Annotated in this window: 12 protein-coding genes; 1 reads left to right on the top strand and 11 read right to left on the bottom strand. The window is 44.6% G+C overall.

The features are described from left to right. Positions 1-12: 12 nt before the first annotated feature. From yidD to I2H52_RS08715, 10 genes are all read right to left on the bottom strand, one after another. Positions 13-255, bottom strand: a complete 243-nt coding sequence (gene yidD / locus I2H52_RS08760; RefSeq protein WP_045616413.1) for a membrane protein insertion efficiency factor YidD — start codon at positions 253-255, stop codon at positions 13-15. Further along, the gene (locus tag I2H52_RS08755; RefSeq protein WP_001222229.1) at positions 255-977 is read right to left on the bottom strand and encodes a pseudouridine synthase; all 723 of its coding nucleotides are present in this window, start codon (positions 975-977) and stop codon (positions 255-257) included. Before I2H52_RS08755 ends, yidD begins: the two co-directional genes overlap by 1 nt. Next, positions 964-1,533, bottom strand: coding sequence for an SMC-Scp complex subunit ScpB (scpB, locus tag I2H52_RS08750; RefSeq protein WP_000105284.1), 570 nt, complete (start codon positions 1,531-1,533; stop codon positions 964-966). Before scpB ends, I2H52_RS08755 begins: the two co-directional genes overlap by 14 nt. Positions 1,534-1,551: 18 nt before the next feature. Continuing rightward, on the bottom strand, positions 1,552-2,280 hold the full coding sequence (locus I2H52_RS08745; protein WP_049550437.1) for a segregation/condensation protein A: 729 nt from the start codon (positions 2,278-2,280) through the stop codon (positions 1,552-1,554). Further along, positions 2,280-3,014, bottom strand: a complete 735-nt coding sequence (gene xerD / locus I2H52_RS08740; protein ID WP_282185816.1) for a site-specific tyrosine recombinase XerD — start codon at positions 3,012-3,014, stop codon at positions 2,280-2,282. Before xerD ends, I2H52_RS08745 begins: the two co-directional genes overlap by 1 nt. Continuing rightward, positions 3,011-3,472 carry a cyclic-di-AMP-binding protein CbpB gene (gene cbpB, locus I2H52_RS08735; protein WP_000560696.1) on the bottom strand — a complete coding sequence of 154 codons (462 nt, stop codon included), beginning with the start codon at positions 3,470-3,472 and terminating at the stop codon, positions 3,011-3,013. Before cbpB ends, xerD begins: the two co-directional genes overlap by 4 nt. Further along, positions 3,469-3,990 (bottom strand): metallophosphoesterase, encoded by a 522-nt coding sequence (locus tag I2H52_RS08730; RefSeq protein WP_001118939.1) that lies wholly within the window; start codon positions 3,988-3,990, stop codon positions 3,469-3,471. Before I2H52_RS08730 ends, cbpB begins: the two co-directional genes overlap by 4 nt. Then, positions 3,966-4,937, bottom strand: a complete 972-nt coding sequence (locus I2H52_RS08725; RefSeq protein WP_084944874.1) for a nucleoside-triphosphate diphosphatase — start codon at positions 4,935-4,937, stop codon at positions 3,966-3,968. Before I2H52_RS08725 ends, I2H52_RS08730 begins: the two co-directional genes overlap by 25 nt. After that, complete coding sequence (racE, locus tag I2H52_RS08720; protein ID WP_195595042.1) at positions 4,934-5,728, bottom strand: glutamate racemase; 795 nt, start codon at positions 5,726-5,728, stop codon at positions 4,934-4,936. Before racE ends, I2H52_RS08725 begins: the two co-directional genes overlap by 4 nt. Before the next feature lie 205 nt (positions 5,729-5,933). Further along, the gene (locus tag I2H52_RS08715; protein WP_000364980.1) at positions 5,934-6,179 is read right to left on the bottom strand and encodes a YneF family protein; all 246 of its coding nucleotides are present in this window, start codon (positions 6,177-6,179) and stop codon (positions 5,934-5,936) included. A 331-nt stretch (positions 6,180-6,510) separates the two neighbouring features. Between I2H52_RS08715 and I2H52_RS08710 the strand changes: the two genes are divergently transcribed. Beyond that, positions 6,511-11,634, top strand: coding sequence for an SIALI-17 repeat-containing surface protein (locus tag I2H52_RS08710; RefSeq protein ID WP_195595039.1), 5,124 nt, complete (start codon positions 6,511-6,513; stop codon positions 11,632-11,634). Positions 11,635-11,703: 69 nt separating this feature from the next. On the opposite strand, the gene mraY is transcribed toward I2H52_RS08710, so the two are convergent. Continuing rightward, entirely contained in the window at positions 11,704-12,684 is a 981-nt protein-coding gene (gene mraY / locus I2H52_RS08705) for a phospho-N-acetylmuramoyl-pentapeptide-transferase (protein ID WP_070657091.1), read from the bottom strand.

Here is a 12,684-nt window from a genome sequence, read left to right as displayed (position 1 = left end):
GGTGATGTTGGGTTATTTTTTTTCTTGATTTCGTCTGAGAGAAAAGTGGTCTGGGACAGGATCTTTTCCTATTTTCGACCAAGGATGACAACGCAAAATCCGAGCCAAGCCCATCAGAACACCCTTGAAGCCATGTTTTTCAATAGCCTGAATCATGTAGTTGGAACAAGTCGGCTCAAAGCGACAAGAGGGTGGAAAGGCCGGTGAGATAAAACGTTGGTAAAAGCGTACTGGCGCTATTAAGATTCGTTTCATTATTTCTTGGTTACAGCCATGGTGTGTAGTTGGCTGATTTCTTTTTTATTAAGACGACGGGCTTCTCCTGGACGGAGACCAGTTAAGTCTAGATGTCCAAAACGTGTTCGAGACAACTTATCCACTTGAAGACCGACGGCTTCAAACATCTTTTTAACCTGATGGTTACGCCCTTCATGGATAGTCAACTGTACCACAGAGCGGTTTTTGACTGGATCCACTTTGAGAATCTCATAGACAGCTGGCTTGGTTTTCTTACCATCAATCTCAAGACCACGGGTCAAGGGGCGGAGATTTTCTTTGTTGGCCACACCTTTAACACGCGCGACATAGACCTTGTCAATCTCATTACGGGGGTGAATCATTTCATCCGTAAAGTCCCCATCATTGGTCAAAATCAAGACACCTGATGTATCCCAGTCCAAACGTCCAACTGGGTAAATACGTTCTTTGACATTAGGCAAGAGGTCTACAACAGTCTTGCGGCCCTTGTCATCTGTCACACTGGAAATCACTCCGCGTGGTTTGTTAAGCAGATAGTAGACCTTTTCTTCGTTGTAGATGGGCTGGCCTTCCACTTCGACCTTGTCACCAGACTTGATGGTCGTCGCTAGTTCACGCACCACTTGGCCGTTGACGGTCACCAAACCTTGCTTGATCAACTCTTCTGCTTTTCTCCTACTGGCCACACCTGCGTGGGCAATATACTTATTGATTCTCATCTTCTTCTATCCTTTCACCAAATAATTGGCTTTCTTGAGCTTGAATCTCAAGCTCATCAATCACTGGTAATTCTTCTAAATGGTTAATCCCCATGTAATCTAGAAAATAATCCGTAGTCACATAGAGATTAGGGCGACCCAAAACTTCTTTTTTCCCATCTTCTCGTATCAAATCAAAGGCCTGTAGCTTAGCTAGAGCTCCACTAGAATTGACCCCACGAATAGCATCAATCTCAATTCGGGTAATCGGTTGCTTGTAGGCAATGATTGACAAGGTCTCAAGGGCAGCCCGAGACAAACTTTGGTTGATGGGTGCCTTGGAGTATTCCTTCAAAATCGCAGCAAATTGAGGTTTGGTCACCAATCTATATGCACCACCTGTCTCGATCAGGGACAAGCTCGAATCTTGGTCTTTTTCATATTTCTGGGCTAATTTTTCTAAACTCTGCTGGATGCCTGTCGGGGGAAGCGATAGGAGTTCAGCCAACTGACGGACTCGAATCCCATCTTCACCTGCTACAAACAAGAGCGCTTCTATTTCTGCTAAAGTACTCATCTTTCCTCTCTATCAAGTCTAGCTTTGTGCCTCTTGACTTTCTTCCTTCTTTTCCATGAGATAGATATCTCCGAAACTCTCCTCTTGCACGAGGATCAATTCCTGAGTTTTGATTAACTCTAGGGTTGCCAAAAAGAGGGTAATAACCTCTTGAACATTCTGGGCTTCCTTGAACAAATCCTGCAAACGCAACTGGTCTCGTCCAGACAAGGACTCTTTTACGATGACCATCATGTCCTCAATCTTATACTCATCCCGCAAAATGGTCGTGTGATTCTGTGCGAACTCCTCTTTTTTCTTGGCTAGGATATTTGAAAAAGCCAAAAAGAGGTCAATGGTCGTCTTGTCATGTACAAGCTCTGCATCTTCGTAAATCAACTCTGTCGGCGCTTTGGAATAGTACTGAGCCCGATCTTGGTGCTTAGCCTCCAAGTGCTCACCCAGGAGTTTGAACTTGCGGTATTCTTCGATTTGAGAGAGAAGGTCCTGCTCCAGGTCATCCTCTAAGTCTGTCACTTCTGCTACCTTTGGCAAGAGCTTGCGGCTCTTGATTAGCATCAGCTGACTGGCCATAACCATATACTCGCCCGTTACTTCCAGACGCATGGCCTGCAGAGTTGAGACATAGGCTAGATACTGCTCGATGACTTCCGTAATGGGCACATCGTAGATATCCATCTGGTACTTAGAAACCAAGTGCAAGAGCAGGTCCAGGGGCCCTTCAAAATCTTTTAATTTAATATCCATTATCTATATTTTTCTAAGGTCAGGACTGTTTTTAATCCTAATTTTTTTGCAATTTCGTACAAATCGACCTTGTTTTCTATCTGTCTTAGAATGAACTGTTCCCGTAGGGCTTGGGCTGATAGTTCTGGGAAACCTTTCTCCTTGACAAAGGACTCCAGCTGACGAAAGGCCCACTGACGAGAATAGGCTTTCCCTCCCCTTTCAAAGAGATAGGTCTGCCCCATCAAGGGTTCCAATTCTGAAAGCAAGGTCCTAGGAATGGCTACAATCCTCTGTTGGGAAGCCTTGTTAATTCGCAACACCTGAAAATCCAGATTGATATCTGCAACCTTAAGGGCTAAAATCTCACTTGGCAAGAGCCCTATTTCCAAGATAAGAAGCGCCAGCAAGCGTCCTTCTGGATAATTACTTTCCTGCCAAAAAGAGTCTAGGTCTAGAATTTCTGGTTTTTCAATCTTCTTTTCAGCTTGTTTAGCTAATTCCAGACGGTAAAAACTGTCCACTTCTCCTTTTCGATAGAGAAAGTAGAGAAATTGGTTACAGGCCGAAAGTTTTCGCTTCTGGGCGCTGATTTTTAGATTGGCTAGCTGGGCTTGGTAAATCTTGAGACTAGTCTCAGAAATCCGTTCCCCTACCATGTCTAAAAATTGCTCCAAATCATACTTATAAGACTGCTTGGAATTGGCAGACAAGTCCTGTTTTTCCTCTAAAAAGGCTGAAATCCTATCTCTCATTTGCATCGAATCTCATATTCCTTACTAAAGTCATGCAAGAGGGCATTAACGGCCTTGAGGATGGACTTGCGCGTGATGATTCCTTGGAAAATTCCTTCATCATCTACCACTGGCAAGAAGGGTTCATCCACCAGTTTATGGAGGACTTCAGTGATGTTATAGTCTGGAGCGACGACTGCCACATCTGTCTTGGTCATATTAACGATGTCTGTCGTTGCCATCTGCTCATCCGTCAAACCTTGCTCCATTTGATAAGCCAAAATGTCTCTCAGCCCAATGGTTCCAACAAAGCGTTTGTCAAAGGTCACAACAGGGATACGGGTATAAGTGATTTGGCTCAACACCAAAATCGCATGGTCAGCGTTATGGGTATCAATCAAGGCTGCTAGATTCTCAGCAGGGGTAAGAAAAGTCTCTTCCTGCTCCAATAAAAATGCTTCAAATTCCTTGGCAATCATCGAGCAAACTCCTTGGACAGACCTGGATAAACCTCATGATCACGTGTCAAAAAGTCTACTTTAAAATAGCTGTCATCAATCTCCACACGGGCATAGAGGCATTCTCTAATAGTTCCTCGTGGTTGGCTGATGGAGCCTGGATTGAGAAAAAGAGTCTTTCCTTCCATCCAAGCATTTGGTACATGCAAGTGACCATAGAGACAGATATCGGCATCTTCTTCCTGAGCCCAGTAGTCCAACTTTTGAAAGTTGAAATTGATATCAAACAAGTGTCCATGCGTCTGGATGATCTTGGTTGGACCAAGTTGAGTTACCAAACGTTCTGGGTAGCCAGCATAAAAGTCCATATTTCCTTTGACGACATGGATGCCTTCCCAGAGAGGAGAGTCTGGACGGAGCTCAGAGTCACCATCGTGAAAAATGGCATCGACTTTCCCCAGATAGCGATCACGAATTTCTTCCACAATCAAGCTATCTCCATGAGAGTCACTCATTACAATGATGGTTTGCTTTGCCATGATGGAAATACCTCCAAAAGTTTCTTAACGGCTAAGGCACGGTGGGATTGGCTATTTTTTTCTTCAAGGGTTAATTCAGCTGCTGACTTACCTGTCTCTCCCACAAGGAAGAGCGGATCATAACCAAAGCCATTCTCCCCCTTTGGTTCAAAGTTAATGTAGCCCGGCCAGTCAGCTTCAACCACCAAGCTTTCCTTGTTTGGACTAGCTACGACTAGGGTTGTGTGGAATTGAGCTGAGCGGTCCTTGAGTTCAAAGACCATGGCCAATTCGTGCAAGAGTTTGGCATTATTTTCACGATCAGACGCTCCCACACCAGCGAATCGCGCTGACCAGACTCCTGGTAAACCGCCGAGGACATCGACTTTGAGACCAGAATCATCTGCCAAAACCATCTTGCCTGTTAACTGCGAAATGGTTTCTGCCTTGAGACGAGCATTCTCTTCAAAGGTCATGCCTGTTTCAGCTACTTCAGGTAGGTCAGGGTAGTCATTGAGATTTTCCACATCATATCCTAGCTTGTCAAAAATAGCTCGGAATTCCTTGGTCTTGCCCTCATTGCGAGTCGCTATGAGCAAGGTTTCTCTGACCTTGCTAGTTTCAAAAAAGGCTGCCACATCAACACCTTCTTTAGGCAATTCTACATGCAGGAGTTGCCCATTTTCAACCAAGAGTAGGGCTCCCTGACGTTGGATGACTTCCAAGTTACGTCCTGCTTCCGCATTTAAAATCTCAACGATAAAGGAGAGCAAACGAAAGTTAGAAGACCAGCGCATCACCGTTATCGTAATCGGAAAGCCATTTTCTTCGTCACGAAAAATCCGCACTAAATCCATAAAATCAAGCTCGAGAGGATCTTTGATAAGGCTATAGATGCCTCCATAGACGTCCCAGACACCGACATACCAGTCCTGGTCGTCCTTGTATTCGTAAATTTTGTTTGTCATAAAGTTACATGCTCCACATGAATCTCTTTTTCCAGCCATTCTGCTCCAATTTGAGCAAAACTTTGGCTGCTGGCTGTTGTGTAAAAACGATGTTGAAGAGGCCCCGCATCTCGGCTACGATTGATTTCAAAATAATTGAGTAAGACTGAGATATCTCGTACACACTCAGCCCCACTATCGATGAGCTGAACCTTTGGTCCCATGACATTTTGGATGATAGGGCGAAGGAGTGGGTAATGGGTACAACCCAGAATCAAGCTATCCACCTTGCCGACCAAGGGACGCAGGGTTTCATAAACCACTTTCTTGGTGACACTGGTTGACAGGGCACCAGACTCGACCAAGGGGGCAAACTTGGGACAGGCCAAACTTTCCACCTGTAAGTCTGGATCCAAATCATGGATTTTCTGACGGTAGATGTCTGATTGTACCGTCATGGGAGTTCCAATCACCCCGATTTTCCCACCTTGACTGGACTTGATAGCTGCCGAAGCTCCTGGCAAAATCACACCTAGAACGGGAATGTCTAGTTTGGCCTTGATTTCTTCCCAGACGACCGCAGTCGCAGTATTACAAGCAATGACAATCATCTTGACATCCTTGGTCAAGAGAAAGTTGACCAACTGCCAAGTATATTCACGAATTTGCTCAGCAGGGCGGGGACCATAGGGTGCCCGTGCCGAATCTCCAATATAGACGATTTCTTCATGGGGAAGCTGGCGCATGAGCTCACGAACAACAGTCAAGCCCCCGACACCCGAATCCAAAAAACCAATTGGTCGATTATCCATACAGTCTTCTTTCTAGTCTTTTTTCTGATTGATAGTTCATCATGATTCCTTGTCCTGAACGATCGGATAGACAGCTTGATAAAATGTCAACTTCCTCTCTCTTAATCATAATCAAATATCAATAGAATGCAAGGAAAAAGTCTTATCATTGAGAACTATTGAACATAGTGAGAAGTCTGGAACTTTCATCCCAGACTTTTCCTATTTATTTCTTTTTATTGTTAGCAAGGGCTGCTTTTTGTTGGCGGATGATTTGGTGGTAAACTTGTTGTACCTTGGCTTCGCTTGGTTTTTGACCATTTGCGCTCAAGAGAGCACGAACTGCCTCAGCGTTCAAACGTGGGTTGTCCGCAAATTCTTTTTCAATTTGCTTACGAACCAAGTACATACCTCCAAGAGCTCCTCCTAGAAAAGCTAGCACAATCAAGATAATTGCTAAAAGTAAATCCATTCTTTTTCTCCTGTTTCTTTTTGAGTCTTCTATATTATACCATAAAGTGACTTTCCTGACTAGTTTGTTTTACGCTTTCAAGAGGGGGTTAAGCCAATTCTAAGCTAGTCTTACAATCAGATTGAACTATGAAATTACGAATAATTCCACCCTTTCCTCTCTTTCTTCTACTATTTTAAGAAAAAACAACAGCAAATATGTATCTTGCTAAAAAGCTCTTGACAAATGCTAAACGACCATTAGAATGGGAAGTGAGGAGATAAATAGAAACAAATTAAACGGGACTGCTTCATAAAATGTAAGCGGTTTCGAATAAACAAAGGAGGGTTTTATGAAAAAACACTTTTGGGAGAAATCCTGTCGCTATAGCATCCGCAAGCTGACGGTTGGGACTGCTTCTGTTTTGCTGGGGGCTATTTTTCTAGTCAACCATACTGTAGCTGCAGACAGTGTTGAGGTCAAGCAAACTGAACCAACCTCTGTCGAAGCTATCACTAAGCCTGATAGTGAACCCAAAGCAGCTGAAGCGACTGAAACTACAAATCCGTCTCTAGCCGAAAGTCCAGTAGTTTCCGAAAGCAAGCCAGCTAACGAGACTCAAAAGACAAATAGTCAAGCTAGTGAAGAAGCCATTGTTGAAGCCAAAGAAAATAAGGAACCTGAAAAAGCAGATCAGCCGGTGACAAAGCAAGAAAACTATCAACTCAACTACGATCAACCAACAGCTCCCTCCTATGACGGATGGGAAAAGCAAGCCCTCCCTGTCGGAAATGGAGAGATGGGAGCCAAGGTATTTGGTCTAATTGGCGAAGAAAGAATCCAGTACAACGAAAAGACCCTCTGGTCTGGAGGTCCCCAACCCGATAGCACCGACTATAATGGAGGGAACTACAAGGATCGCTACAAGGTCTTGGCGGAGATTCGTAAAGCTCTCGAAGATGGAGACCGCCAAAAAGCCAAACAACTGGCTGAACAAAATCTAGTCGGACCAAACAACGCCCAGTATGGTCGCTACCTAGCCTTTGGTGATATTTTCATGGTCTTCAATAACCAAAAAAAGGGGCTGGATACTGTAACAGATTATCACCGTGATTTGGATATCACAGAGGCTACTACGACCACTTCTTACACCCAAGATGGGACGACCTTCAAACGCGAAACCTTCTCCAGCTATCCTGATGATGTCACCGTGACCCACTTGACTAAAAAAGGAAATAAGACGCTTGACTTTACCCTTTGGAACAGTTTGACAGAAGACTTGCTTGCTAATGGGAACTACTCTTGGGAATATTCCAACTATAAGAACGGTCATGTCACTACAGATGAACATGGAATCTTTCTAAAGGGAACGGTCAAAGATAACGGTCTCAAATTTGCATCCTATCTAGGAATTAAAACAGACGGAACCGTCACTGTTCAGAATGAGACTCTAACCGTCACAGGCGCAAGCTATGCGACCCTCTATCTCAGCGCCAAGACTAATTTTGCTCAAAATCCAAAAACCAACTATCGAAAAGACATTGACCTCGAAAAAACGGTTAAAGGGATTGTAGAAGCAGCTAAGGCCAAAGACTACGAGACACTTAAAAAGGACCATATCAAGGATTATCAAAGTCTCTTTAACCGCGTTAAACTAAATCTAGTTGGAAACAAGACTACTCAAACGACAAAAGAGGCCCTTCAAGGCTATAACCCAGAAAAAGGGCAAAAATTGGAAGAACTCTTCTTCCAATACGGCCGATATCTACTCATCAGTTCGTCTCGTGATCGGACAGATGCCCTTCCTGCCAACCTACAAGGAGTCTGGAATGCTGTAGACAATCCACCTTGGAACGCTGACTATCACCTCAATGTCAATTTGCAAATGAACTATTGGCCAGCCTACATGAGCAACCTTGCTGAAACATCCAAGCCAATGATCAATTACATTGACGACATGCGTTACTATGGCCGTATCGCTGCCAAAGAATATGCTGGTATCGAATCCAAAGACGGACAAGAAAATGGTTGGCTGGTCCACACCCAGGCGACACCATTTGGCTGGACTACTCCAGGTTGGAATTACTATTGGGGTTGGTCTCCAGCAGCCAACGCTTGGATGATGCAGAATGTCTATGACTACTATAAATTCACCAAGGATGAGACCTATCTCAAAGAAAAGATTTATCCAATGCTCAAGGAAACAGCTAAGTTCTGGAATTCCTTCTTGCACTATGACCAGGCCAGTGACCGTTGGGTGTCTTCTCCATCCTACTCACCAGAACACGGAACCATCACTATCGGAAACACCTTTGACCAATCGCTAGTCTGGCAGCTATTCCACGACTACATGGAAGTCGCTAGACATCTGAATGTCGACCAAGACTTAGTTACAGAGATTAAGGCTAAATTTGACAAACTCAAACCACTTCACATCAACAAAGAGGGACGCATCAAGGAATGGTACGAGGAGGACAGTCCCCAATTCACCAATGAAGGGATTGAAAATCAACACCGCCACGTTTCCCATCTAGTTGGTCTCTTCCCAGGTACGCTCTTTAGCAAGGACCAAGCTGAATACCTAGAGGCTGCGCGTGCAACCCTCAACCACCGTGGAGATGGTGGTACTGGTTGGTCTAAGGCCAATAAAATCAACCTCTGGGCTCGTCTGCTGGACGGTAACCGTGCCCATCGCTTACTCGCTGAACAGCTCAAGTATTCAACCCTAGAAAACCTTTGGGATACCCACGCGCCTTTCCAAATCGACGGAAACTTTGGAGCGACCAGTGGGATGGCAGAAATGCTTCTCCAATCACACACTGGCTATATTGCACCATTGCCAGCCCTTCCAGATGCATGGAAAGACGGTCAAGTTTCTGGCTTGGTTGCCCGTGGTAACTTTGAAGTCAGCATGAAGTGGAAAGATAAAAACCTGCAAAGCTTGTCCTTCCTTTCAAATGTCGGTGGAGACCTGGTTGTAGATTATCCAAATATCGAAGCTAGCCAAATCAAGGTCAATGGCAAACCAGTCAAGGCAACGATCCTTAAAGATAATCGTATCCAGCTTGCAACGCAAAAAGGTGACGTCATTACCTTTGAACATTTCCCTGGCCGTGTGACCAGTCTGACAGCCGTTCGACAAAATGGAGTCACTGCCGAACTTACCTTCAACCAAGTAGAAGGCGCTACCCACTATGTCATCCAAAGACAAGTGAAAGACGAAACTGGCCAAACCTCTGCGACCAGAGAATTTGTAACCAATCAAACCCACTTTATTGACCGATCACTAAATCCTCAACTCGCCTATACTTATACTGTCAAGGCGATGCTGGGCGAAGTTTCCACACAAGTTTCTGAACAGGCCACTGTCGAAACCTATAGCGAGTTGATGGACGACCGAGATAGCCGCATCCAGTACGGAGCTGCCTTTGGAAACTGGGCAGACTCAGAATTATTTGGAGGAACAGAGAAATTTGCTGACCTTTCAAAAGGAGACTACACAGACGAAGATCTCACTGCTACCATTCCTTTCACTGGCGTTGGTATCGAAATCTATGGACTGAAATCGTCTGAACTAGGTCTTGCCACTGCTAAAATTGATGGCAAAGAAGTCGGGGAGCTTGACTTCCATACTGCTGGAGCAACTGAAAAAGGTAGTCTCATTGGTCGCTTCGCAGGACTATCTGACGGACCTCACACATTGACTCTTAGTGTTAAACGTGAGCACAAAGGACGTGGTAGTGAGCGCTCGAAAATTTCATTAGACTACTTCAAGATCCTAGCAGGAACAGGCAATACGATTGAAAAAATAGATGATCGCGATTCGCGCATCCAGTATGGTGCCCAGTTTAAGGACTGGTCTGACCCTGAACTCTACGGAGGTACGGAAAAATACGCTGATATTAACAACAGCGACTCTAGTGCAGCTTCAGAAGCTCAGGCAACTATTTCCTTTACAGGGACGGGTATTCGTATCTTTGGCTTAAAGAGCCTCGCTCTTGGACGAGCACGTGTTACACTAGATGGCAAAGAAATGCCAAGTCTAGACTTCTACACTTCAGGTGCAACTGAAAAGAGAGCTTTTATTGGCGAATTTACAAATCTCACTGACGGTCCGCATACCCTGACATTACAAGTTGATCCAGATTCGCCAGAAGGTCGCAAGAAAATCTCTCTAGACTCCTTTGATATCATCAAAGCTCCTGCTGTTGGTATAGATAGCCCGAGCATTGCGCCTCTTAAGGAAAATGACAAAACCATTTCCTTAAGCCTACCAGCTGGAGATTGGGAAGCCATCGCAGTGACCTTCCCAGGAGTCAAAGATCCTCTAGTTTTGCGTAAGGTGGATGAAACGCATCTGGTTACCAGTGGGGATCAGACTATCCTATCAATCCAAGACAATCAAGTTCAAATCCCAATCCCTGACGAAACCAATCGCAAAGCTGGAAATGCCATTGAAGCTTATACCATTCAAGGAAATACCACAAGCAGCCCTATCGTAGCCGTCTTTACTAAAAAGGATGAAAAGAAAGTTGATGAGAAGCAACCAACTACAAGCAAGGGAGAGGAACCAGCTCCTACTGTTGAAATTCCTGAATACACTAAACCTATCGGGACTGCAGGGCAAGAAGTGCCACCCACTGTAGAAAAGCCTGAATACACCGAACCTATCGGAACGGCGGGGCAAGAAGAGTCTCCTACTGTAGAAAAGCCTGAATACACCGAACCTATCGGAACAGCAGGTCAAGAGGAAGCACCTACTGTTGAAAAACCTGAATACACCAAACCTATCGGAACAGCAGGTCAAGAGGAAACTCCTACTGTTGAAAAACCTGAATACACTAAACCTATCGGAACTAGCGGAGATCAGGCCGCTCCAAGCCTTAGCCTTCCTGACTATCCAGTTCAAGTCTTAAAAGATAAGGAGACTGGAGTAGAAATCATCGGTGGAGTCAGTGACCTAGAAGGAATTTCTCGCATCTCTAGTCGACGTGTCCTAGCTCAGGAACTCTTTGACAAGACCTATGATGCTTACGACCTACAACTTAAAAATCCAACCGATCATAGCTTGCAGCCAAAAGGCTCTGTCTTGGTTCGCTTGCCTATTTCAGCTAACGTAGAAAAGGTCTACTATATTACTCCGACCAAGGAGTTGCAAGCCCTTGATTTCGACGTTCGAGAAGGAAAGGCAGAATTCATCACTAGTCATTTCAGTACCTATGCTGTCGTCTATCAAGCTGCTGGAACAACCCTTAGTACAGATGAACAGCCAAGTGCTTCAGATGCAGAAACCTTGGCACACGAGACTGAACAACTTTCAGCTAGTCCGAGTCTTGCTAAAGCTGGAAATCATTCTCCTAAAGAAGAACTTCCAGCAACAGGAGAAGCATCTAACCCTCTGCTCTTCTTAGCAGGCCTCAGCCTAGCCCTTACAGCCACTTTTATGTTAAATGGAAGAAAGGATGAATCCAACTAACTTTTAACATCACAAAAACAGGATGAAGATCCCCTTCATCCTGTTTTATTTTGTCATCAAAAGTTAGTTTTACAGCAGGTATAAAACGGCTAGGGTCAAGAGACTTGCTAAAAGTCCAACTCCCCAAAAGAAGAAGTCAACCTTCCACTCGCTCCAAGGATTGCCCTTGCCTGAGAATCCTCCAAGCTCAAAATGGTGGTGGACAGGTGTCATACGGAAAATACGCTTCCCACCACTAAGTTTGAAGTAGGTGACCTGCATCATAACAGAGCTTGTCTCAAAGACATAGATAATCCCAATCAACAAAAGGGTCCATTCTTGGTGGAGAGCCATAGAGATTGCTGCCAGCATCCCACCAAGAGCCAAACTTCCCACATCTCCCATGAAGACCTTGGCAGGCTTGTGGTTAAAGACGAAGAAGCCTAGCAAACCACCAATCATGGCAAGAATCACAAGAAGAATATCCAGTTGATTTTGCATATAAGCAATCACACCGTAAGCTGACAAGCTAATCACTACTGAAATACTTGCTAGTCCGTCGATCCCGTCAGTCAGATTCACCGCATTTGAAAAGCCAACTAGCCAGAAAAGGGCAAAGAAAATATAGAAAATACCCAAGTGAACTTGATAGCCAAAAACTGAAAGCATATCGCCACCACGCTCATAAAAGAGGTAGAAGATCACTCCTCCAAGGAGCTGGAGAGCAAGCTTTTGCTTAGGATTCAAACCTTCGTTGATCTTACGAAAGACCTTGAGGAAGTCATCCAGAAAACCTACCAAACCATACAAAACCAAGATAAACAAAATCATGCCTACATTGTTGGTCAATTGTTGGGTAAAGAGAGCGACAAGGAAGCTCACAACAACTGCAACGATCAGGAAGACAAGACCTCCCATGGTTGGAGTTCCAGCTTTAGCTTGGTGTTGCTTGACATCCTCGTGCATCTGCTGACCTGTAATCTGTGCTTTTCGATAAAATCGGATAAAGGCTGGAATACCTATCAAGGTCAATAGAAAGGCTAGAACTCCAGCACTAATGGAACTAATCAT

Origin of the sequence: Streptococcus oralis, from assembly GCF_015561235.1 — a bacterium.
Lineage (GTDB): Bacteria > Bacillota > Bacilli > Lactobacillales > Streptococcaceae > Streptococcus > Streptococcus oralis_BK.
The sequence above is the reverse complement of the archived record's forward strand: the minus strand, read 5'-3'. Positions and strand labels throughout refer to the sequence as shown.

What these genes read in the sequence shown, in the direction of transcription:
- yidD (WP_045616413.1), bottom strand. Translation starts at nt 255, where the DNA reads ATGAAACGAATCTTAATAGCGCCAGTACGCTTTTACCAACGTTTTATC.
- I2H52_RS08755 (WP_001222229.1), bottom strand. Translation starts at nt 977, where the DNA reads ATGAGAATCAATAAGTATATTGCCCACGCAGGTGTGGCCAGTAGGAGA.
- scpB (WP_000105284.1), bottom strand. Translation starts at nt 1,533, where the DNA reads ATGAGTACTTTAGCAGAAATAGAAGCGCTCTTGTTTGTAGCAGGTGAA.
- I2H52_RS08745 (WP_049550437.1), bottom strand. Translation starts at nt 2,280, where the DNA reads ATGGATATTAAATTAAAAGATTTTGAAGGGCCCCTGGACCTGCTCTTG.
- xerD (WP_282185816.1), bottom strand. Translation starts at nt 3,014, where the DNA reads ATGAGAGATAGGATTTCAGCCTTTTTAGAGGAAAAACAGGACTTGTCT.
- cbpB (WP_000560696.1), bottom strand. Translation starts at nt 3,472, where the DNA reads ATGATTGCCAAGGAATTTGAAGCATTTTTATTGGAGCAGGAAGAGACT.
- I2H52_RS08730 (WP_001118939.1), bottom strand. Translation starts at nt 3,990, where the DNA reads ATGGCAAAGCAAACCATCATTGTAATGAGTGACTCTCATGGAGATAGC.
- I2H52_RS08725 (WP_084944874.1), bottom strand. Translation starts at nt 4,937, where the DNA reads ATGACAAACAAAATTTACGAATACAAGGACGACCAGGACTGGTATGTC.
- racE (WP_195595042.1), bottom strand. Translation starts at nt 5,728, where the DNA reads ATGGATAATCGACCAATTGGTTTTTTGGATTCGGGTGTCGGGGGCTTG.
- I2H52_RS08715 (WP_000364980.1), bottom strand. Translation starts at nt 6,179, where the DNA reads ATGGATTTACTTTTAGCAATTATCTTGATTGTGCTAGCTTTTCTAGGA.
- I2H52_RS08710 (WP_195595039.1), top strand. Translation starts at nt 6,511, where the DNA reads ATGAAAAAACACTTTTGGGAGAAATCCTGTCGCTATAGCATCCGCAAG.
- mraY (WP_070657091.1), bottom strand. Translation starts at nt 12,684, where the DNA reads ATGATTAGTTCCATTAGTGCTGGAGTTCTAGCCTTTCTATTGACCTTG.